The organism is Streptomyces sp. NPDC031554, assembly GCF_055580685.1.
In genome coordinates, this window is record NZ_JBVIKX010000013.1 from 57,677 (window position 1) to 77,274 (window position 19,598).

21 protein-coding genes are annotated in these 19,598 nt (G+C 74.6%); 13 read left to right on the forward strand and 8 right to left on the reverse strand.

All coding sequences use genetic code 11. The features are described from left to right. Nucleotides 1-69: 69 nt before the first annotated feature. On the reverse strand, nucleotides 70-945 hold the full coding sequence (locus tag ACZ5FU_RS28590) for an undecaprenyl-diphosphate phosphatase (RefSeq protein WP_451781448.1): 876 nt from the start codon (nucleotides 943-945) through the stop codon (nucleotides 70-72). 316 nt (nucleotides 946-1,261) lie between these two features. On the opposite strand from ACZ5FU_RS28590, the gene ACZ5FU_RS28595 reads away from it, so the two are divergent. Together ACZ5FU_RS28595 and ACZ5FU_RS28600 are read left to right on the forward strand one after the other, a co-directional pair. Next, the gene (locus ACZ5FU_RS28595) at nucleotides 1,262-2,518 is read left to right on the forward strand and encodes a Gfo/Idh/MocA family protein (protein WP_451781447.1); all 1,257 of its coding nucleotides are present in this window, start codon (nucleotides 1,262-1,264) and stop codon (nucleotides 2,516-2,518) included. Further along, nucleotides 2,515-3,441, forward strand: a complete 927-nt coding sequence (locus ACZ5FU_RS28600; protein WP_451781445.1) for a DUF6807 domain-containing protein — start codon at nucleotides 2,515-2,517, stop codon at nucleotides 3,439-3,441. The genes ACZ5FU_RS28595 and ACZ5FU_RS28600 overlap by 4 nt, the downstream gene beginning before the upstream one ends. Before the next feature lie 165 nt (nucleotides 3,442-3,606). On the opposite strand, the gene ACZ5FU_RS28605 is transcribed toward ACZ5FU_RS28600, so the two are convergent. Then, nucleotides 3,607-4,083, reverse strand: a complete 477-nt coding sequence (locus ACZ5FU_RS28605) for a winged helix-turn-helix transcriptional regulator (RefSeq protein ID WP_451781443.1) — start codon at nucleotides 4,081-4,083, stop codon at nucleotides 3,607-3,609. Between the two features lie 148 nt (nucleotides 4,084-4,231). Between ACZ5FU_RS28605 and ACZ5FU_RS28610 the strand changes: the two genes are divergently transcribed. Then, on the forward strand, nucleotides 4,232-5,401 hold the full coding sequence (locus ACZ5FU_RS28610; RefSeq protein ID WP_468838901.1) for a thiolase family protein: 1,170 nt from the start codon (nucleotides 4,232-4,234) through the stop codon (nucleotides 5,399-5,401). 187 nt (nucleotides 5,402-5,588) lie between these two features. Here ACZ5FU_RS28610 and ACZ5FU_RS28615 read toward each other — a convergent pair whose 3' ends face one another. Then, nucleotides 5,589-6,383 carry a TVP38/TMEM64 family protein gene (locus ACZ5FU_RS28615; protein WP_451529925.1) on the reverse strand — a complete coding sequence of 265 codons (795 nt, stop codon included), beginning with the start codon at nucleotides 6,381-6,383 and terminating at the stop codon, nucleotides 5,589-5,591. A 404-nt stretch (nucleotides 6,384-6,787) separates the two neighbouring features. Here ACZ5FU_RS28615 and tuf point away from each other — a divergent pair, with 404 nt between their 5' ends. Further along, nucleotides 6,788-7,969: an elongation factor Tu gene (gene tuf, locus ACZ5FU_RS28620; RefSeq protein ID WP_451781441.1), complete on the forward strand. Its 1,182-nt coding sequence runs from the start codon at nucleotides 6,788-6,790 to the stop codon at nucleotides 7,967-7,969. A gap of 170 nt (nucleotides 7,970-8,139) precedes the next feature. Then, nucleotides 8,140-8,985, forward strand: a complete 846-nt coding sequence (locus ACZ5FU_RS28625) for a spermidine synthase (RefSeq protein WP_451530315.1) — start codon at nucleotides 8,140-8,142, stop codon at nucleotides 8,983-8,985. A 58-nt stretch (nucleotides 8,986-9,043) separates the two neighbouring features. Here ACZ5FU_RS28625 and ACZ5FU_RS28630 read toward each other — a convergent pair whose 3' ends face one another. Continuing rightward, nucleotides 9,044-10,387 carry an MFS transporter gene (locus ACZ5FU_RS28630; protein WP_451530314.1) on the reverse strand — a complete coding sequence of 448 codons (1,344 nt, stop codon included), beginning with the start codon at nucleotides 10,385-10,387 and terminating at the stop codon, nucleotides 9,044-9,046. A gap of 125 nt (nucleotides 10,388-10,512) precedes the next feature. Beyond that, nucleotides 10,513-11,547, reverse strand: coding sequence for a DUF8017 domain-containing protein (locus ACZ5FU_RS28635; RefSeq protein WP_451530313.1), 1,035 nt, complete (start codon nucleotides 11,545-11,547; stop codon nucleotides 10,513-10,515). Between the two features lie 164 nt (nucleotides 11,548-11,711). Between ACZ5FU_RS28635 and ACZ5FU_RS28640 the strand changes: the two genes are divergently transcribed. Then, nucleotides 11,712-12,149: a DUF4442 domain-containing protein gene (locus ACZ5FU_RS28640; protein WP_451530318.1), complete on the forward strand. Its 438-nt coding sequence runs from the start codon at nucleotides 11,712-11,714 to the stop codon at nucleotides 12,147-12,149. Between the two features lie 218 nt (nucleotides 12,150-12,367). Here the strand turns inward: ACZ5FU_RS28640 and galU are convergent, their stop codons facing one another. Then, the gene (gene galU, locus ACZ5FU_RS28645) at nucleotides 12,368-13,366 is read right to left on the reverse strand and encodes a UTP--glucose-1-phosphate uridylyltransferase GalU (RefSeq protein ID WP_469047342.1); all 999 of its coding nucleotides are present in this window, start codon (nucleotides 13,364-13,366) and stop codon (nucleotides 12,368-12,370) included. 286 nt (nucleotides 13,367-13,652) lie between these two features. Between galU and ACZ5FU_RS28650 the strand changes: the two genes are divergently transcribed. After that, the gene (locus ACZ5FU_RS28650; protein WP_451530311.1) at nucleotides 13,653-14,324 is read left to right on the forward strand and encodes a DedA family protein; all 672 of its coding nucleotides are present in this window, start codon (nucleotides 13,653-13,655) and stop codon (nucleotides 14,322-14,324) included. A gap of 28 nt (nucleotides 14,325-14,352) precedes the next feature. On the opposite strand, the gene ACZ5FU_RS28655 is transcribed toward ACZ5FU_RS28650, so the two are convergent. Further along, on the reverse strand, nucleotides 14,353-14,880 hold the full coding sequence (locus ACZ5FU_RS28655; protein WP_451530310.1) for a gamma carbonic anhydrase family protein: 528 nt from the start codon (nucleotides 14,878-14,880) through the stop codon (nucleotides 14,353-14,355). A 108-nt stretch (nucleotides 14,881-14,988) separates the two neighbouring features. Between ACZ5FU_RS28655 and ACZ5FU_RS28660 the strand changes: the two genes are divergently transcribed. From ACZ5FU_RS28660 to ACZ5FU_RS28670, 3 genes are all read left to right on the forward strand, one after another. Beyond that, nucleotides 14,989-15,753 carry an acyltransferase gene (locus ACZ5FU_RS28660; RefSeq protein ID WP_451779545.1) on the forward strand — a complete coding sequence of 255 codons (765 nt, stop codon included), beginning with the start codon at nucleotides 14,989-14,991 and terminating at the stop codon, nucleotides 15,751-15,753. A 111-nt stretch (nucleotides 15,754-15,864) separates the two neighbouring features. Next, on the forward strand, nucleotides 15,865-16,437 hold the full coding sequence (locus ACZ5FU_RS28665) for a helix-turn-helix domain-containing protein (RefSeq protein ID WP_451530308.1): 573 nt from the start codon (nucleotides 15,865-15,867) through the stop codon (nucleotides 16,435-16,437). Nucleotides 16,438-16,480: 43 nt separating this feature from the next. Beyond that, the gene (locus ACZ5FU_RS28670) at nucleotides 16,481-17,041 is read left to right on the forward strand and encodes a YbaK/EbsC family protein (RefSeq protein WP_469047344.1); all 561 of its coding nucleotides are present in this window, start codon (nucleotides 16,481-16,483) and stop codon (nucleotides 17,039-17,041) included. Here the strand turns inward: ACZ5FU_RS28670 and ACZ5FU_RS28675 are convergent, their stop codons facing one another. Then, nucleotides 17,042-17,449 carry a CoA-binding protein gene (locus ACZ5FU_RS28675; protein WP_451779542.1) on the reverse strand — a complete coding sequence of 136 codons (408 nt, stop codon included), beginning with the start codon at nucleotides 17,447-17,449 and terminating at the stop codon, nucleotides 17,042-17,044. A 128-nt stretch (nucleotides 17,450-17,577) separates the two neighbouring features. On the opposite strand from ACZ5FU_RS28675, the gene ACZ5FU_RS28680 reads away from it, so the two are divergent. Genes ACZ5FU_RS28680 through ACZ5FU_RS28690 form a run of 3 tightly spaced genes read left to right on the forward strand, consistent with a single transcriptional unit; the run spans nucleotide 17,578 to nucleotide 19,509 of the window. Beyond that, on the forward strand, nucleotides 17,578-18,306 hold the full coding sequence (locus tag ACZ5FU_RS28680) for a hypothetical protein (protein WP_469047346.1): 729 nt from the start codon (nucleotides 17,578-17,580) through the stop codon (nucleotides 18,304-18,306). Further along, nucleotides 18,303-18,851 carry a SixA phosphatase family protein gene (locus ACZ5FU_RS28685; RefSeq protein ID WP_469047348.1) on the forward strand — a complete coding sequence of 183 codons (549 nt, stop codon included), beginning with the start codon at nucleotides 18,303-18,305 and terminating at the stop codon, nucleotides 18,849-18,851. Before ACZ5FU_RS28680 ends, ACZ5FU_RS28685 begins: the two co-directional genes overlap by 4 nt. 31 nt (nucleotides 18,852-18,882) lie before the next feature. After that, nucleotides 18,883-19,509, forward strand: a complete 627-nt coding sequence (locus ACZ5FU_RS28690) for a YigZ family protein (protein WP_451779539.1) — start codon at nucleotides 18,883-18,885, stop codon at nucleotides 19,507-19,509. Nucleotides 19,510-19,598: the final 89 nt, after the last annotated feature.

The window sequence follows — 19,598 nt, forward strand, 5'->3', positions numbered from 1 at the left end:
GGGCGGGCCCCGCCGTCCGCCGTACGCCGCCGGCGGGGCCGGCCCCGGCGGCGGGGCCGCCGGGCGGGATCAGCCCGCCGACTCCGCCGCGTGCGGACTCAGGACGCCCATCGTGACGAGGACGATGATCACGATGCCGAGGACCACGCGGTAGTACACGAACGGCATGAACGACTTGGTACTGATGAACTTCATGAACCACGCGATGACGGCGTAACCGGACGCGAACGCGATCACCGTCGCGAACCCCGTCGGCCCCCAGGCCACGTGGCCGCCCTCCATGGCGTCCTTGAGTTCGAAGACGCCGGAGGCCAGCACCGCCGGGATGGCGAGCAGGAACGAGTAGCGGGCCGCGGACTCGCGCCGGTAGCCCATGAACAGGCCGCCGCTGATCGTGGCGCCGGAACGGGAGACGCCCGGGATGAGGGCGCAGGCCTGGCAGAGACCGAAGATCAGGCCGTCCTTGACGCCCAGGTTCTCCAGGCCCTTGCGCTGCTTGGGCGCCCGGTGCCGGCCGCCGTTCTCGTCGCGGGCGGCCAGTCGGTCGGCGATGCCGATGACGATGCCGACGACCACGAGCATCGTCGCGGTGACCCGCAGGTCGCGGAACGGGCCCTCGATCTGGTCCTTGAGGGTGACACCGAGGACGCCGATCGGGATGGAGCCGACGATCACCAGCCAGCCCATCTGGGCGTCGTGGTCCTTGCGCATCGTCTTGTCGAAGAGCGACCTGGACCACGCGGAGATGATCCGCCCGATGTCCTTGCGGAAGTAGATCAGCACCGCGGCCTCCGTGCCGATCTGTGTGATCGCCGTGAAGGCCGCCCCGGGGTCCTCCCATCCGGAGAAGGCCGCGGTCAGCCGCAGGTGCGCGCTGGAGGAGACGGGGAGGAACTCGGTCAGCCCCTGGACGAGTCCGAGGATGAGAGATTCAAACCAAGACATGAGGTTACGGAGTCCAAGTGCCGATCGGGGGGCGACGGACACGGCGGGCCGCCGCGCGCGCGGTGATCAAGTGGTGATGTGTCGGAGGCAGCGTAGCGCTCCCGGATGACGGGCCCGGCACAGGGGTTTCGAAGGAGGGTGGGCAGGGGAAGCGCGCACGGCTGCCGAACAGGGCGTATGTGTTGACCGGCCCGGGGGCCGCCGCTTACGTTGCTGCCGAGGGAAAGCGCTTGCTATTCCGGTTGTCGCGCCGGCCCGGTCTGCCGCTCTCGCTCCCGTTGCCGGGCCGTTCGTCGGAGGAGTGCTGATCACGCCCATGTCCCCGTCCCCTCCGCTCGCGGGTCGCCGCGTCCGCGCCGCCGTCATCGGCACCGGTGCCATCGCCCGCGGTTCCCATCTGCCCGCGCTCGCCCGGCTCGCGGAGGAGGGTGAGACCGAGGTCGTCGCGGCCGTCGACATCGACGCCGGCGCGGTCGAGGCCTTCTGCGCGGAGGGCGGGATCCCGCACGCCTACACCGACCTGGAGCGGATGCTCGCGGAGCAGCGCCCCGACCTGGTGACGATCTGCACCCCGCCGACCCTGCACCGCGAGCAGAGCGTCGCCGCGCTGCGGGCGGGTGCCTGGGTGTGGTGCGAGAAGCCGCCCGTGCCGACCCTCGCCGACTACGACGCCGTGACGGCCGAGGAGGGGGCCGCCGGGGGGCCGTACGCCGCGATCGTCTTCCAGCACCGCTTCGGGTCCGGTGCCGACCACGTACGGCGGCTGCTCGCCGGGCGGGCGATGGGGCGGCCGCTCGTCGCGCACTGCCAGACGACCTGGTACCGCGACGCCGCCTACTACGCCGCCCCCTGGCGCGGCCGCTGGCGGACCGAGGGCGGAGGTCCCGCGATGGGGCACGGCATCCACCAGATGGACCTGCTGCTCGATCTGCTCGGACCGTGGAGCGAGGTGCGGGCCATGGCCGGCCGGCTCGTGCACGACGTGGAGACCGAGGACGTGTCCACCGCCCTGGTGCGGTTCGACAATGGCGCCATGGCCACGATCGTCAACAGCGTCCTCAGCCCCGACGAGGTCAGCCGCATCCGCGTCGACTGCGAGCACGCCACCGTCGAGCTGACCCATCTCTACGGCCACCGCAACGACGACTGGCGGATCACCCCGGCACCGGACGTCCCCGCGGAACGGGCCGCGGCCTGGCAGGACTTCGGCGCGGACGTACCGAGTTCGCACCTGGCCCAGCTGCGGGAGCTGGTCGCCGGCATGCGGGCGGGCCGGCGGCCGCGCAGCAGCGGCGCCGACGGGCGCACCAGCCTGGAACTGGTCAGCGCCCTGTACAAGGCGGCGTTCACGGACGTGACGGTGAGGCGGGGCGAGATCGGGCCCGGCGACCCCTTCTACACGGCCCTGCACGGGGGCGCTCCCGGCTGGGCACCCCTCGTCGCGCCTGCCGCACCCGCACCTGCCGCGTCCACCGGCGTTCCCGTCGTCGAACCGGCCTCGGGGTCCACCGTGGCTCCCGTCGCCCCGGTGGTCCCGGCCGTTCCGGGCGGCGGCCGGGAGGGGACGGCATGAGCGGGCTGCGCCTGGTCCACACCCACGGCGACCGCGTCACCGTGACCGACTCCGGCAGCGGCGTCGAACTGCTCGCGTACGTCTACCGGCCCGAGGCCGCCTGGGAGGCGCCGAAGCCGTACGTCCACCCGCTGCGCACCCTCGCGGGCGACGTCGTCACCGACTACCGGCCCAACGACCACCGCTGGCACAAGGGGCTGTCGCTGACCGCCTCGCACCTCTCGGGCGCCAACCTGTGGGGCGGCAACAGCTACGTCCACGGCGAGGGGTACCTCGAACTCCCCGAGCGCGTCGGCTCGATGGCCCACGTCGGCTTCGACGAGGTCACGGCGGACGGCGACCGGGCCGTCCTCACCGAGCGGCTGACCTGGCACCCGCACGACGGGGAGCTGTGGGCCGAGGAGCGGCGCCGGATCGAGGTGCACGACGTGGACCGGGCCGCCGGTTCCTGGGCGCTGACCTGGACCAGCGCGATCACCAACTGCCGCCGGGAACCGCTGCGGTTCGGCAGTCCGACCACCGCCGGACGGGAGATGGCCGGCTACACGGGCCTGTTCTGGCGCGGCCCGCGCGCCTTCCGAGGCGGCCGGATCATCGGCCCCGAGGGCGAGGGGCCCGCGCTGATGGGCACGCAGGGCCCCTGGCTCGCGCTGTCCGGCGAGCACGACGGCACCGACGGCCACGCCACGGTCGTCTTCGCGCACGCCCCCGAGAACGATTGGTGCGGCGACGCCGGGTCCCATCCCGCGCACTGGTTCGTCCGCAACGAGCCCTTCGCCGGCCTGGCTCCGTCCTGGGCCTTCCACGACGAACTGGAACTGGCCCCCGGCGACACGCTCAGCCGCCGCTACCGGGTGGTCGTGGCGGACGGCGCCTGGGAGCGGAAGGAGATCACCGAGTACCTGGCGGCGCATCCCTGGTGAGCGCGGTCCGGCCCCCGCCGCCGGCGTGGGCCGCCTCGCGGGGCGCAGCGCCGGAGGGCTCCTGCCCGGTCGACGCCGGGCCCGCGGACCCGGTCCGGGCGGTGCCCCCGGTGGGCCGGGGCCGGGATCGGGTGCGCCCGCGGGCCCGGTCCGGGAGGAGGGCTCTCAGGCGGCGGCCGTCGGGCCCGCCACCGTCCAGCCGGGGACCTGGGGGTGTGCCGAGAGGTCCTCGTGGTGGACCGGGGCGCCACAGGCCGTGCAGGTGACCACGGGGACCATCTCGTGGCCGCAGACGTGCGAGACGACCATGGGACGGTCGTCGTCCGCGCGCAGGTGACGGTCGCCCCACGCCATGAGCGTCAGCAGGACCGGTTCCAGTTCGAGCCCCGCCCGGGTGGGCCGGTACTCGAAGCGCTGCGGGCGCTCGCTGTACGCGCACTTGGTGAGGATCCCCGCGTCCACCAGGCGGCGCAGCCGGGTGGCCAGGATGTCGCGCGGGGCGCCGATGTTGCGCACCAGCTGGTCGAAACGGCCGTTGCCCAGGCACACCTCCCTCAGGACGAGCAGGGAGTACTTCTCGCCGACCAGCGCCAGGGCGTCGGCGATGGAGCAGGGACGCGGATCTTTGGTGGAGGCGGCCATGTCCCCCAGTCTAGAGGGGGGTTGGATTCTCCAACTGGCGGGTTTGTTTTTCCAACTCGCAAGGCTATGGTGAGTCCGGATTTCCTACTCACCGGTAGTCGCCGTGTCCGGCGACCGGTCACCGCCCGGCGGCCAAGGAGGCCCGCACATGCGTGACGCAGTCATCGTCGAAGCCGTACGCACCCCGATCGGCAAGGGCAAGCCGAACGGCTCCCTCGCCCACGTCCACCCCGTGGAACTCCTCGCCCACACCCTGCGTGCCCTCGTCGAGCGCTCCGGCGTCGACCCCGCGCTCATCGACGACGTCATCGGCGGCACCGTCGACCAGGTCGGCGAACAGGCCATGAACACCACCCGGTACGCCGCCCTGTCGGCGGGCTTCCCGGAGACGGTGCCCGCGACCACGGTCGACCGGCAGTGCGGCTCCTCCCAGCAGGCCGTGCACTTCGCGGCGCAGGGCGTCCTCTCCGGCGCCTACGACCTCGTCGTGGCCTGCGGCGTGGAGTCGATGAGCCGGGTGCCGATGTGGTCCAACGTGCCGCCCGGCAAGGACCCCTTCGGCCCGGGCGTCGCCGAGCGCTACCCGCAGGGACTGGTCCCCCAGGGCATCAGCGCCGAACTCATCGCCGCGAAGTGGTCGATCACGCGCGAGCGGATGGACGCCTTCGCCGTCTCCTCGCACCGCAAGGCGGCCGAGGCCTGGCGGGAGGGCCTGTTCGACGCCGAGGTCGCGCCCCTCGACGGGGTCTCGCGCGACGAGTGCGTCCGCCCGGACAGCAGCCCGGACGTGCTGGCGGGGCTCCGGCCCGCCTATCACGACCCCGCCTTCGCGGAGCGCTTCCCGCAGATCGGGTGGAACGTCACCGCGGGCAACGCCAGCCCGGTCAACGACGGCGCCGCGGCCGTGCTGATCACGTCCGGCGACACCGCCGCCCGCCTCGGCCTGCGCCCGCTGGCCCGCCTGCACAGCTTCGCGGTGACCGGCTCCGACCCGCTGCTGATGCTCACGGGGGTCGTCCCGGCGACCGAGAAGGTCCTGCGCCGGGCGGGCCTGCGCCTGGACGACATCGACCTGTTCGAGGTCAACGAGGCCTTCGCCGCCGTCGTCCTCGCCTGGGCCCAGGAGACCGGCGCGGACCTGCGCAAGGTCAACGTGCGCGGGGGCGCGATCGCACTCGGCCACCCGCTGGGCGCGAGCGGCACCCGCCTGACGACGACCCTGGTCCACACCCTGCGCGAACGCGGTTCCCGCTACGCCCTGCAGACCATGTGCGAGGCGGGCGGTCTCGCCAACGCGATGATCATCGAGGGCGTCTGACGCGCGAACACGGCCGACGCGGGGCCGTCCGGAGCGCGGGTGCCGTCCGACGCGCGGGCGCCCCGGTGCGACGGACGGACGGCCGCCGGCGCCCGCACGGGCGCCGGCCGCGGCACGGACGGTGGCGCGTGCGCGGGCCGCGGAGGTGCCGGCGGCGGCCCAGGCCGCGGCGCGTGCCGCGGGGGTGTCAGCGGCGGCGCAGGTGGTGGCGTTTGCGCCAGGCGACCACCGTGCCCGCCGCCGCGGGCAGGGCGATGACCGCCATCGAGACCAGGAAGAGGGGCGAGGTCGGGGAGGAGGCGCTCGCTCCGGCGACGACGTACGCGGTCGTGTTCGGGATCGAACCGAGCGCGGTCGCGGCCAGGAACGGCAGCCAGCCCATGCGGGAGACGGCGGCGCAGTAGTTCGCCGCCCAGAACGGCACCCCCGGGAACAGCCGGGCCGCCAGCATCGACCGCAGTCCGTGGCGGCTCAACTGGCCGTCCGCCGCCTTCAGCAGCCGCCCCCGCAGCAGGGGCCGCAGCGCGTCCTGACCGAGGAACCGGCCGAGCCCGAAGGCGAGCCCGGCTCCCAGCACCGTGCCCGCCAGCGCCGCCCCGGCCCCCAGCTGCGAACCGAACAGCGCCCCGGCTGCCAGGTTCAGCAACGGGCGCGGCACGAACGCCACCGTGCACAGGCCGTACGCCGCCGCGAACACCGACGCGGCGGCGAATCCGCCCAGTTGGGGCGGCCAGCCCTCCGAGAGCAGCCGCTGCGGCTCGAACAGCAGCACGCTCGACGCGGCCGCCGCCAGGAGCACGATCAGGAGCGAGAACCGCGCCCACGGCGAGAGCAGCGTTCTCGCGCGGCGCGTGGCGAACCCCGTCGGCGCCGGGGCGGCGACGGGCAGGGGGAGGGGCGGCAGCGGGAGGACCAGCTCAGCGGCGGCGGCCCGGGGAGAGGCCGTGGCGGTGCCCCCAGAGCGGGTGTGGGCATCGAGCATCCGGTGACACTAACCGAAGGACGGGTGTGATCGCCGTATGGTCTGTCTCACGACCGTCACCGGACGGGCCGCCGCCGCTCCCGTGGCCGGTGCCGGCCCGCGGTCCGGGGCCCGTCCGGCCGTGGAAAACCGTTCGACACCGGTTCCGCCGTCGGTGAGGATCGACCGCATGTTCCGGTACGCCTTCCTCCTCGTGGCATCCGCGGTCGCGGATGCGCCGAAGGCTGCCGTTCCCGTTCTCGTGGCCGCTGTCGACGGCGCCCGAAGCTGACCCTCTCCGGATCGACCGGCGGACCCCGCAGGGGGAGGGTCGGCGAGTTCCTCGGGGTCCCCGTCCCGGCCGACGCGTCCGTCGCCGCCGGGGCCGTCACACCGCACCCTCCGAGAGGCTCCGAGGTATCGCCATGCCCAAGACGGCTTTCGTGCGCACCAAACCGCATCTGAACATCGGCACGATGGGTCACGTCGACCACGGCAAGACCACGCTCACCGCCGCCATCACCAAGGTCCTCGCCGAGCGCGGCACCGGCACCTTCGTGCCCTTCGACCGCATCGACCGCGCCCCCGAGGAGGCGGCGCGCGGCATCACCATCGACATCGCGCACGTCGAGTACGAGACCGACACCCGGCACTACGCGCACGTCGACATGCCGGGGCACGCCGACTACGTCAAGAACATGGTCACCGGCGCCGCACAGCTCGACGGGGCGATCCTCGTGGTGTCCGCGCTCGACGGGATCATGCCGCAGACCGCCGAACACGTCCTGCTCGCCCGCCAGGTGGGCGTCGACCACATCGTCGTCGCCCTCAACAAGGCCGACGCCGTCGACGAGGGCGAGGACGCCGAGCTGATCGACCTCGTCGAACTGGAGGTCCGCGACCTGCTCACCGCGCACGGCTACGGCGGCGACTCCGCGCCCGTCGTCCGGGTCTCGGGGCTGAGGGCGCTGGCGGGCGACCCGCGCTGGACGGCGGCGATCGACGCGCTGCTCGACGCGGTGGACACCTACGTGCCGATGCCCGAGCGGTACGTGGACGCGCCGTTCCTGCTGCCGGTGGAGAACGTGCTCACCATCACCGGACGCGGGACGGTCGTCACCGGCGCGGTGGAGCGCGGCACGGTCCGCCCCGGCGACCGGGTCGACGTCCTCGGCGCCGGCCTCGGGTCGGTGGTGACCGGCCTGGAGACCTTCGGCAGGCCGATGGAACAGGCGCAGGCCGGGGACAGCGTGGCGCTGCTGCTGCGGGGCGTGCCGCGGGACGCCGTACGGCGCGGGCACGTGGTCGCCGCGCCCGGCAGCGTGGTGCCCAGCCGGCGCTTCACGGCGCGGATCCACGTGCTGTCGGCGCGGGAGGGCGGGCGCTCGACGCCCGTCGCCACCGGCTACCGGCCGCAGTTCCACCTCCGCACGGCCGACGTGGTCGGGGAGGTCGACCTCGGGGAGACGGCCGTCGCCCACCCCGGTGACACGGTCTCCGTGACCGTCGAGCTGGGGCGCGGGGTGCCGCTGGAGCCCGGCCTCGGCTTCGCCGTCCGGGAGGGCGGACGGACCGTGGGGGCGGGCACGGTGACCACCGTGGAGTGACGGCGGCGGACGAGCGGGGTCCCCGTGGGGCCGGTCCGGACCGGCCCCACGGGGACCCCGCGTCCCGGCGGGGCCCGCGTCCCGCCGCGGGAGCGCCGCCCGCTCCGTGCACGCCGCGGCCCCCCTCGGGGGCCCCACGGCCCCGGGGGACGCCCGGGCACAATGACAGGGTGAACGACCCCATACCCGTCACCCGAGCCGTCGATCACGGCACCGCCAAGCTGATGCCCGACGTCGACCGGGATCGGGCCTGGCTGCTCACGGTCGACGGGGCGCCGCAGTCGTACGTCGACCTGGACGAGCCGACGCACCTGGAGTTCGAGTACACCCGGCGGCTCGGGCACGTGCTGGACACCGTCGCCGAGGCCGGCCGGTCGCTGGACGTGCTGCACCTGGGCGGCGGGGCGCTCACCCTGCCCCGGTACCTCGCCGCGACCCGGCCGGGCTCCCGGCAGGACGTCGTGGAGGCCGACCGGGGCCTGCTGGACCTGGTGGCCGAGCACCTGCCGGTCCCGGCCGGCACCGGCGTCACCCTGCACGCGGCCGACGCGCGGGACTGGCTGGAGGCGGCCCCGACGGCCTCCGCCGACGTCCTGGTGGCCGACGTCTTCGGCGGCTCCCGCGTCCCCGCCCACCTGACGACGCTGTCCTACGCCCGTGAGGCCGCGCGGGTCCTGCGCGCCGACGGTGTCTATCTGGCGAACCTCGCGGACGCGGCCCCGTTCGCCTTCCTGCGCTCCCAACTCGCCACCTTCGCGGTGGCGTTCGAGCATCTCGCGGTCATCGCGGAACCGGCGGTCCTGCGCGGCCGGCGGTTCGGCAACACCGTCCTCGTCGCCGCCCACCACCCCCTCGACGTCCCGCCCCTGGCCCGCCGTACGGCCTCCGACGCCTTTCCCGCCCGGGTGGAACACGGCGCGGCCCTGAGGGAGTTCACCGGCGACGCCCGCCCGGTGGCCGACGACGAGGCGGTGCCGTCACCGGTGCCGCCCGAGGGGGCGTTCGGGATCGGGTGAGCCGCGTCGGCCTCCCCTGCGCACGGACGGCGTCCGGAACGGGGAACCCGCGCGGCCCTCAGCCGAGGGCGCCGGTGCCCGCCCCCGGCTCCGCCGGGGCGGCCCGGTCCGGCGTCCCCGGGAGGAGGACGGCGGGGGCCGTGGCCGCCCGCCCGCCGGCCACCGGCTTCGTGCGGCGGGTCAGACGGCGTACGTCCGGTACGCACAGGACCGCCGCCGTGACCACGACGACGAGGACCGCGCAGCCCCACAGGGAGGCCGTGCGGCCGAAGAGGGACTCCGAGGGGCCGGCCAGGGCCGTGGCCAGGGGAACCAGGGCGACCGAACCGAACCAGTCGTAGGCCGAGACGCGGGAGAGCTTCTCCTCCGGGATCTCCTGGTGGAGGGCGGTCATCCAGGACACCCCGAACACCTCCAGGGTGATGCCGGTCAGGAACATCACCGCGCACAGGACGCCGACCGGCACCGGCACGGCGAGGGCCGCCGAGGGCAGGGCCAGGGGGAACACGCACAGGGTGCCGACGAAGAGGAGGCGGCGCGGCTTCCAGCGGGTCATCAGCAGGGCGCCCGCCACCGTGCCCGCGCCGAAGAAGCCGAGGGCGAGACCCCAGGGGCCCGCCCCGCCGAGGTGGTCCCGGGCGACGAGAGGACCGTAGACCGCGTCGGCCGCCCCCACGACGGCGTTGGCGATCGAGAACTGGAGCACCACGCCCCACAGCCAGGGGCGGCCCCTGAACTCCCGCCAGCCCTCCCGCAGGTCGGCCAGCAGGCCGCCGCCGCGCTCGCGGGCCGGGATGTGTCCCACGTCGAGGAAGGCGCGCAGCGACCCGGCGACGGCGAAGGCGGCGGCGTCCGCCGCGAGCACCCAGCCCGGACCGATCACCGCCACCATGGCGCCGCCGAGGGCCGCACCGCCGAGGCCCGCTCCCTGCATCGCCATCCGGAACACCGCGAACGCCCGGCCGGCCTGCTCGCCCCGCACCGAGGACATCAGCATGCCCTCGGCGGCCGGGCTGAAGAACGCCTGACCGGTGCCGCCGAGGGCGGTCAGCAGCATCATCTGCCACAGCCGCGGCTCGCCGGTCAGGACGAGCGCGGCGAACGCGGCCTGCGACACACAGTTGAGGGCGTTGGCCGCGACCATCACCCGGTGCCGCGGCAGGCGGTCCGCGACCGCCCCGCCGATCAGCAGGAACAGCACCAGCGGCAGCGTGCGGGCCGCCGCCACCAGACCCACGTCGCCGCCGTCGCCGCCGGCTTCGAGGACGGCGAACGCGGCGGCGATGAGGGCCCCGTTGGCCCCGAGGCCCGTGACGAACGCGGAGGCCGTCAGCAGGCTGTAGTTGCGGCCCGCCCAGGAGGGTCTGCGCAGGCGGGGGCGGGGATCGGCGGCTGAGGTCACCGGCCGACTATCCCCGCCCGGCCGCCGATCCGGCAAACCGGTCGGCGGGACCGGCCGTCGCTTCGCCGACCGGTCCCGCCGGCCGGGGGCCGGCGCGCGGGCGGTGGCAGGTGGGCGGTGGGGACTCAGCCGCCGGTCGGCTCCCCGTGCAGCCGCACGGTGGCGAGGATCTTCAGGACGGTCGCGTCGGGCAGCTCGTCCTTCACGCCCTTGGCGCCGTACAGGTTCCACGACACGTAGTCGCTGTTGGAGTTCTTGAAGCCGAAGGTGATCGCCTTGCCGTCGCTGGCGCACTTGCCCTTCTGGGGCGTGTTCGTCGACCGTGCCCAGGCGTAGCTGCCCTCGATCCCCGAGGCGGTGGTGAAGGGGGTGGCCTTCTTGTCGGTGGTGATGCTCTTGCGGTCCGGCTCGGTGTAGCCGCCGAACACCCACCAGGCGGGTGTGTTGAGGGCGATCTCGTCGGTGTTCTTGGCCCCTTCGGCACCCTTGCTGCCGACCATGGCCAGCGCGGTGTCGTCGGTCTTGCCGTCCTTGTCGTCGTCGGACGTGCACCACTTGGACTTGTACTCGGCGGTGCCCCCCTGGATGATCGCGTCGTAGCCGTCGGGCTGCTCCTTGTCCTCCCACTCGAAGCCCTGGCTCAGGCCCGGCGACTGGACCTCCCAATCGGCGGGCACGTCGAAGGCGATGCCCCACTTGGGGTTCACGACGACCTTCCAGCCCGCCACGGTCGGCTTCTCGGTCTCGGCGGTGCGCGGGTTGTCGTCCGTGCCGGCCGAGGAGGACTGCGAGCCGCTCGGCTCGGCCGACACCGTGGGGCTCGCACCGGCCTTGCCCTTGGCCTCCGGCTGCTCGTCGTCGCCGCCCAGCACCAGGAACCCGGTGACACCGGCGGCCAGGACGACGGCCGCGGCCGCCACGATCGCGACCACCTTCGTCCGGTTCCCGCCGCCCCCGCCGGGCTGCGGGGAGCCCGGGCCCCCCGGCACGCCCCACTGGGCGGTCTGCGCGTAGGCGCCCGGGTGCTGCGGATAACCGGGCTGCTGCTGGTATCCGGGCTGCTGGTACGGATTCGGCTGCGGGTGTCCCGGCTGCTGGTACGGGTTGTTCTGCGCCGGCGGGTTCTGCTCTCCCCCGGGCGGCTGCTGTCCTGGCCACATGGCCGGAAACCCTAGTGCCGTCCATGACACGAACAGGTCACCGCCCCTCGTCAGGGTGGTACCGAATCGGCCGGGGCGCACCCCTTCCGCGAGGAATGCCCGCTCCTTCCCCCTGGTCAGCGGACTCTACTCGTGGGTAACATCGCGGCATGAGCGCAGACCGGATGTCCATCGGCGAGATGCTCGCCGCCACCGTGCCCATGGCCCGGACCCTGAACCTCGAGTTCCTGGAGACGGGGCCGGAGAAGGCCGTGCTGGCCCTGCCGGACCAGGAGGCGTTCCACAACCACGTGGGCGGGCCGCACGCCGGGGCGATGTTCACCCTCGGCGAGTCCGCGAGCGGGGCGATCGTCCTCGCCGCGTTCGGGGACCAGCTGTCCCGGGCCGTGCCGCTCGCCGTGCGCGCCGAGATCGCCTACCGCAAGCTCGCGACGGGGCCCGTCACGGCGACCGCGACGCTGGGCCGCCCGGCCGCCGAGGTCGTCGCCCAGCTCGACGCGGGGGAGCGGCCCGAGTTCCCGGTGGCGATCGAGATCCGCCGCGAAGACGGGGCCGTCACCGGAGAGATGACCGTGGTGTGGACACTGCGGCCCAACGGCTGAGCGGACCGGTCACCGGTCCGGGCCCCCGGGCCCCGGACGCGTCCGGGGCCGCGGTCGTCCCCGGGGCCCGCGCCCGCCCGTCGCGCCTGCCCGCCGCGCCCGCCGGCGCGGCGCGCGACGGTGTCGCCCGGCGCCCGTGACCTTCCCCGCCCGCACCGCCCGGTGCGGGCGCTTCGCGCCGCCGTCGCCCCGCCCGTGCCGCCGCCGGGGCGCCGGCGCTACGCCGCCCCTGCGGCCCTCGCCCGCACGGGGCGGGACCGTTCGCGCCCCGGCGCGCCGGTCTCCTCCAGTTCCGCCACGAACTCCTTGAGCCAGGAGACGAACTCCGGGCCCAGGTCGTCCCGGTCGCAGGCCAGCCGGACCACCGTGCGCAGGTAGTCGGCCTTGTCGCCGGTGTCGTAGCGGCGGCCGGAGAAGACGACGCCGTGCACCGTGCCGCCCGCGGCCAGTTCCTGGAGGGCGTCGGTGAGCTGGATCTCGCCGCCGCGGCCCGGCTCCGTGCGCTCCAGGACGTCGAAGACCGCGGGGTCGAGGACGTACCGCCCGATGACCGCGTACCGGCTCGGCGCGTCCCCGGGCGCGGGCTTCTCCACCAGCCCCGTGACCCGTACGACACCGTCCTCGCCGGACGGCTCCACGGCCGCGCAGCCGTAGAGGTGCACCTGCTCCGGCGGCACCTCCATCAGCGCGACCACGCTGCCGGCGCGCCGGTCGCGGACCTCCAGCATGCGGCTGAGGAGCGCGTCGCGCGGGTCGATGAGGTCGTCGCCGAGAAGGACGGCGAACGGCTGGTCGCCCACGTGGTTGCGGGCGCACAGCACGGCGTGACCGAGGCCGAGCGGGTCGCCCTGGCGGATGTGGTGGATGTCCGCGAGCCGGGCCGGATCGCGGACCGCGTCCAGCCGCACGGTGTCGCCCTTGGCCGCGAGGGCCTGCTCCAGTTCGAAGGCGTGGTCGAAGTGGTCCTCGATGGCCCGCTTGTGGCGGCCCGTGATCATCAGCACGTCGTCCAGACCGGCCGCGGCGGCCTCCTCGACGACGTACTGGATGGCCGGCTTGTCGACCACCGGGAGCATCTCCTTCGGCGTCGCCTTCGTCGCCGGGAGGAAACGGGTGCCGAGCCCGGCCGCCGGGACGACCGCCTTGCGGACGGCGGGGGCGGCCGGGACACGGCCGGCAGGGGGCTCGGGAAGGGCGGAGGGGTGGGGGGCGTTCATGGCGGTCATGCTGGACCACGGGGATGGGAGTTCCCCGGGAGACACCTCTGAGACTCCTGTGCCCGGAGACTCCTGTGCCCGGAGGGCCCCGCGCCCTGGGACTCCCGTGCGCGCGGGCCGGACCGCTCACCCGCCCGCCCGGACGGGGCGGCGGCTCCGGATCCGCACCGGAGCCGGGCGGGGCGCACCACGGGGCGGGCCGGCCGCGGGGCCGACCCGGTAGGCTTCCCGGCGTGCGCCCGTTCCCGGTGCGCCGGAAGCAGGACTCGCGCGGGAGGAGCCGGCGGTGCACGTCCAGGAATGGCTCGAGGCCGTACCCCCGGTCGCCATCTACGCGTTGGTGGGTCTGGTCATCGGACTGGAGAGCCTGGGCATCCCCCTGCCGGGCGAGATCATCCTCGTCTCCTCGGCGCTGCTGGCCTCGCAGCACGGCGACATCAACCCCGTGATCCTCGGCGCCTGCGCCACCGCGGGTGCGGTGATCGGCGACTCCGTCGGCTATGCCATCGGCCGCAAGGGCGGCCGCCCGATGCTGGCCTGGCTGGGCAAGAAGTTCCCCCGGCACTTCAGCGAGGGGCACATCGCCACGGCGGAGCGGTCCTTCGAGAAGTGGGGCATGTGGGCCGTCTTCTTCGGCCGCTTCGTCGCCCTGCTGCGGATCTTCGCCGGACCGCTCGCGGGCGTGCTGCACATGCCGTACTGGAGGTTCTTCACCGCCAACCTGCTCGGCGGCATCGTCTGGGCGGGCGGCACGACGGCCGTCATCTACTACGTGGGCGTCGTCGCGGAATCCTGGCTGAAGCGGTTCTCCTGGCTGGGCCTGGTGCTGGCCGTGCTCATCGGCCTCACCTCGATGATCGTGCTCAAGCGCAAGGCGAAGAACGCCGCGCGGCAGGCCGGGACGGAGACCGGGACCGCCGCCGAGCCGAAGGCCGGGACGGTGACGGCCGCCGAGTAGGCCGTCGCCGCGCGCCGTCGCGGTGCCCCTACCCGTGGACCTCGCCGTGGGCCTTCGCCAGGTCGGCGTAGAGCGTGCCGTTCAGCGTGAGGCCCTGACGCTCCTCCTCCGTCAGCGGCCGCCTGACCCTCGCCGGCACCCCCGCGACCAGCGACCCCGGCGGCACCTCCATGCCCTGCGGCACCAGCGCCTGCGCGGCGACCAGCGAACCGGCCCCGATCACCGCGCCGTTGAGCACGGTCGCGCCCATCCCGATCAGGCAGTCGTCCCCGACGCTCGCCCCGTGGACGACCGCGTTGTGGCCGACGGAGACGCGCTCGCCGATGGTCACGGGGAAACCGGGGTCGGCGTGCAGCGTGCAGTTGTCCTGGACGTTGCTCCACGCCCCGACCGAGATCCGCTCCACGTCACCGCGCAGCACGGCGCCGTACCAGACGCTCGCGCCCGCCGCCAGCGTCACGTCCCCGATGACGGAGGACGTCGGCGACACGAACGCCTCCCCGTCGATCCTCGGCTCCCTGCCGCCGATGCCCACGATCAGCGCCTTGTGCGTCATCACCGTCTCCTCGCGTTCGTCCGTCCCCGCACCGTACGTCACCCGGTGGGGTGAAGATCACAGGTCTCCGGCGTCCTGGCGGCAGCACGTGCTGAGTACGGTGAGCGGGTGCCGAAGCGCAAGAACACGTTCTCCTCATGGCGGCGCCGCCTCGCCCAGCGGGCCGTCCACGCGGGCTGGGACTGGGTGCGGCGCACCGGTTCGGTCACCGCCGAGCACCCCGGCGGACTCCGCTTCGGCTCGATCGGCTCCGGCACCCGGCTCGCCTTCCCGCTCGGCACCGTCTTCGGCGAACCCTGGATCCACCTCGGCGCGCACTGCATCGTGGGCGAGCAGGTCACGCTGACGGCCGGTCTGATGCCGGACCTCGACCTCGGCCCCGACCCGATCCTGCGGATGGGCGACGGCGTCGTGCTGGGCCGCGGCAGCCACGTCATCGCCGACACGACGGTCACCATCGGCAGCGACTGCTACTTCGGGCCGTACGTCTACGTCACCTCCACCAACCACTCCTACGACGACCCGCACCAGCCCATCGGCCGGCAGTGGCCGCGGATGGAACCGGTCGAGATCGGCTCCGGCTGCTGGATCGGCACCGGCGCGGTGATCCTGCCGGGGGCGCGGATCGGACGGAACGTCGTCGTCGCGGCCGGTGCGGTGGTGCGCGGCACGGTGCCCGACCACGCCGTGGTGGCGGGGGCGCCCGCCCGGGTCGTACGCCGGTGGACCCCCGCCGACGGCTGGCAGCCGCCGCTGCGCACCCCGGCCCCGGTGCCGATCCCCGACGGGGTGACCTCCGACCAACTGGTCGCGCTGTCCGGCCTCGACGAGGAGTCGGCGGCGAGGCTCGCCGCACTCGAACCGGAAAGGTGACGGGTACGGCGTCGCCCGGCCGCCGTCGGCCGAGCGGCGCAGGACAGTAAACTCCGTCATCCAGACTGGCGGACTCCGGACAGCGTCCGGACAGGGCTCATTGGACGGAACGTGTCGGACCTCGACCTGCTGACCCGGTCCCTGGCGCGCAACGTCAAACGCTGGCGCACCGACCGCGGCTTCACCCTCGACACCCTCGCGGCCCGCGCCGGAGTCAGCCGCGGCATGCTGATCCAGATCGAGCAGGCCCGCACCAACCCCAGCCTCGGCACCGTCGTCAAGATCGGCGACGCGCTCGGCATCAGCATCACCACCCTCCTCGACTACGAGCAGGGGCCCAAGGTCCGCGTCGTCCCCGCCGACCAGGTGGTGCGGCTGTGGCACACCGACGCGGGCAGCTACAGCAGGCTCCTCGCCGGCACGGAGGCCCCCGGCCCGCTGGAGATGTGGGACTGGCGGCTGATGCCGGGCGACAGCAGCGGCTCCGACCCGCACCCGGCCGGCACGGTCGAGATCGCCCACGTCACCGCCGGTGAACTCACCCTCACCGTCGAGGGCACGCAGCACCGCGTCCCGGCCGGTGCCAGCGTCACCTTCGAGGCCGACGCCGCCCACACCTACGCCAACCGGGGCGAGGTCCCGACCGAGATGGTGCTCACCGTGTCGGTGCCGCCCGTGCACTGAGACACCCCGCCGACCGGCCCGGCACCGCTGTTAGCGTGCGGCCATGGACGCACCCCTCGGACACTTCGACGACGCCGCCTCCGCCCCCGACCGCCTCGACGACCTGGTCGGCCCGGTCGCCGAGGCGGTACGCCACTGGAGCGGCACCGTCCCCGCCGACCGGATCGTCTACGTCGACACCGACCCGCGGTGGGCCGACACGGCCGTCTTCGTCGAGCACTACGGACGGGAACTGCTGGAGCGGTCGGCGAACTGCGTGGTGGTGGCCGGCAAGCGCGGCACCGAGACCACCCTGGCCGCGTGCGTCGTGCTCTCCACCACCCGCGTCGACGTCAACGGCGTGGTGCGCCGCCGGCTCGGCGCCCGCAAGGCGTCCTTCGCCGCGACGGACACGGCGGTGGGGGAGACCGGCATGGAGTACGGCGGCATCACCCCCGTGGGGCTCCCCGCCGCCTGGCCGCTGCTGGTGGACCCGGCCGTCGTCGACCTGCCGTACGTCCTCGTCGGCAGCGGGCGACGGCGCGGCAAGCTGCTGGTGCCCGGCACGGCGCTCGCCGAACTGCCCGGCGCGGTGGTGCTGGACGGGCTGGGCGTCGCGCTCTGATCAGCCCAGCCGGGGGATCTCGATCGCCGGGCAGCGGTCCATCACCATCTCCAGGCCGGCGGCCCGGGTGCGCGCACGGGCCGCCTCGTCGACGACGCCGAGCTGGAACCACACCGCCTTCGCGCCCTTGGCGACCGCCTCGTCCGCGACGGCCCCGGCGAGGTCGCTGTTGACGAACACGTCCACCACGTCCACGTCGAAGGGGATGTCCGCGAGGGAGGCGTACCCCCGCTCCCCGTGCACGGTCTCCGCCTTCGGGTGGACGGGGACGACCCGCTTGCCGTGGCGCCGGAGCACCTCCGCGACCCCGTACGCCGCCCGGCGCGGGTTCGTGGACAGCCCCACCACCGCCCAGGTGTCGCCCAGCTCGGTCAGGATCCTGCGGACGGTTGCCTCGTCGCCGTGCACGGCGGCCTCCTCTGACGGACGGACATCGCGGGACGCCGAACGGCGCCCATCCGCTCAACATCGGACGGCCGCCACCGATTCCGCACCCGGGACTGCGGGCGGCCCCTCGTCCGCCTACGCTCGGGCGCGTGCTGCGCATCATCGACCCCCGAACCGGCGAGCCCGTCGTCGCCGCCCCCGTCCGCCGCGGCCTCACCCGTGTCGAGGCCCACGCCTCGGGGTGCGGCGGCGGCACGCTCCGCGTCCTCCTCGTCGCCGACCTCGTCGTGCGGGTGCTGGAACTCGGCGGTACGTCGGTCCTGCCCGTCCTGACCGGCGAACGCGAGCAGGCGGAACTGCGGGCGGCCGCCACCCGGCTCGGCGTCCGCCCCTTCGAGGACGGCAGGGACGTCTCCGCGGGATTCGGCGAGGCCCAGACCGTGCACGTGGCGGCGGAGGCCGACGCCGCGGCGGGGGAGGGCGTGTGGGTGCCGGTCGCGGCCGTGCGACCGGACACCCCGGCCGGCGCGGCGCCCGAGCCCGCCGCCCTGCGCCTCGCCCTCCTCTCCCCTCACCACCGCGCCCCCGCCGCCCTCGACGAGGCCGCGCTGCGCGAGGCCGGCACCACCCTGACCCGTTGGCGCCGGGCCGTCGCCGGCTGGGCGCGGAGCCCTTCCCGGCCGGTCCCCGAGGACCTGCGCCTGCGGCTGCGGGCCGCCTGGGAGGACGACCTGGACCTGCCCGCCGTGCTGCGCGTGCTGCGCTCGGTGGAGGAGGCCGGGCCCCGGCTCCCGGACGGCGCCCGCTTCGAGACGTACGCCTACGCCGACCGCCTCCTCGGCCTCGAACTCACCCGCGACGTCGGAACCCCGGCGTGAGCGCCGGCACCGAGGCCGGACCGCCGCGCCGGCTGGTCGTCCTGCGGCACGCCAAGTCGGCCCGGCCCCAGGGCGTGCCCGACCACGAGCGGCCGCTCGCCCCGCGCGGCCTGCGCGACGCCCCGGCGGTCGGCCGCGCGCTGGCCGGGACCGGCCACCTGCCCGATCTCGCCCTGTGCTCCACCGCCGTACGCGCCCGCCGGACCTGGGAACTGGCCTCGGCCCGGTGGGACACCGCGCCGCCCGTACGGTACGAACCGCGTCTGTACGCCGCCGACGCGGCCGAGCTGCTGGCCGTGGTCCGCGCGACACCCGCCGGGGTCGGCACCCTGCTGCTGGTCGGCCACAACCCCGGTCTGCAGGAACTCGTCCTCGACCTGGCCGCGGACGCCCCCGGCGGTGCGACGGACGGGATCCGGGCGAAGTTCCCCACCTCCGCCGTCGCGGTCCTGACCTGGCACGGCCCGGCCTGGAGCGACCTGCGGCCGGGCGCGGCCCCGCTGACCTGGACGGCCGTGCCGCGGGGGCGCGAGGACGGCGGCTGAGGGGACACCGGTGACGGCATAGGCTGGCCCGATGCAGGACGAGTACCGCACCGTCGCCCGCCCGGGCGTGCACGAGACCGAGATCAACCGCTCCCGCTTCCTGTGCGCGCTCGCCCCGGCCGCCACCGAGGAGGAGGCGCAGGCCTTCGTCGCGGCCGTCCGCAAGGAGCACGCCGACGCCACCCACAACTGCTGGGCCTACGTCATCGGCGCCGACGCCTCCGTCCAGAAGGCCAGCGACGACGGCGAACCCGGCGGCACCGCGGGCGTCCCGATGCTCCAGATGCTGCTGCGCCGCGACATGCGCTACGTCGTCGCCGTCGTCACCCGCTACTACGGCGGGGTCAAGCTCGGCGCAGGCGGGCTCATCCGCGCCTACGGCGGTGCCGTGGGCGAGGCACTGGACACCCTGGGCACCCTCACCCGCCGCCGCTTCCGGCTGGCCACGGTGACCGTCGACCACCAGCGGGCCGGCAAGGTGCAGAACGACCTGCGCGCCACCGGCCGCGAGGTCCGCGACGTGCGCTACGGCGAGGCGGTCACCATCGAGATCGGCCTCCCCGAGGCCGACGTCGACGCCTTCCGCGCCTGGCTCGCCGACGCGACGGCGGGGACGGCGGGGTTCGAGACGGGCGGCGAGGCGTACGGCGACGCGTGAGGGGCGGTGGCCGGGGACGGCGCCGGCTCAGGACGGCACGACGTCACACCGGGATCCCGCGGCACGGCGATATCTGACATTCCATCCAA

Bases quoted from the DNA above. Each gene is read 5' to 3' on its own strand.
- ACZ5FU_RS28690 (WP_451779539.1), top strand. From the start codon at position 18,883: ATGCAGGACGAGTACCGCACCGTCGCCCGCCCGGGCGTGCACGAGACC.
- ACZ5FU_RS28600 (WP_451781445.1), top strand. From the start codon at position 2,515: ATGAGCGGGCTGCGCCTGGTCCACACCCACGGCGACCGCGTCACCGTG.
- ACZ5FU_RS28595 (WP_451781447.1), top strand. From the start codon at position 1,262: ATGTCCCCGTCCCCTCCGCTCGCGGGTCGCCGCGTCCGCGCCGCCGTC.
- tuf (WP_451781441.1), top strand. From the start codon at position 6,788: ATGCCCAAGACGGCTTTCGTGCGCACCAAACCGCATCTGAACATCGGC.
- ACZ5FU_RS28605 (WP_451781443.1), bottom strand. From the start codon at position 4,083: ATGGCCGCCTCCACCAAAGATCCGCGTCCCTGCTCCATCGCCGACGCC.
- ACZ5FU_RS28640 (WP_451530318.1), top strand. From the start codon at position 11,712: ATGTCCATCGGCGAGATGCTCGCCGCCACCGTGCCCATGGCCCGGACC.
- ACZ5FU_RS28615 (WP_451529925.1), bottom strand. From the start codon at position 6,383: ATGCTCGATGCCCACACCCGCTCTGGGGGCACCGCCACGGCCTCTCCC.
- galU (WP_469047342.1), bottom strand. From the start codon at position 13,366: ATGAACGCCCCCCACCCCTCCGCCCTTCCCGAGCCCCCTGCCGGCCGT.
- ACZ5FU_RS28670 (WP_469047344.1), top strand. From the start codon at position 16,481: ATGGACGCACCCCTCGGACACTTCGACGACGCCGCCTCCGCCCCCGAC.
- ACZ5FU_RS28655 (WP_451530310.1), bottom strand. From the start codon at position 14,880: ATGACGCACAAGGCGCTGATCGTGGGCATCGGCGGCAGGGAGCCGAGG.
- ACZ5FU_RS28610 (WP_468838901.1), top strand. From the start codon at position 4,232: ATGCGTGACGCAGTCATCGTCGAAGCCGTACGCACCCCGATCGGCAAG.
- ACZ5FU_RS28590 (WP_451781448.1), bottom strand. From the start codon at position 945: ATGTCTTGGTTTGAATCTCTCATCCTCGGACTCGTCCAGGGGCTGACC.
- ACZ5FU_RS28635 (WP_451530313.1), bottom strand. From the start codon at position 11,547: ATGTGGCCAGGACAGCAGCCGCCCGGGGGAGAGCAGAACCCGCCGGCG.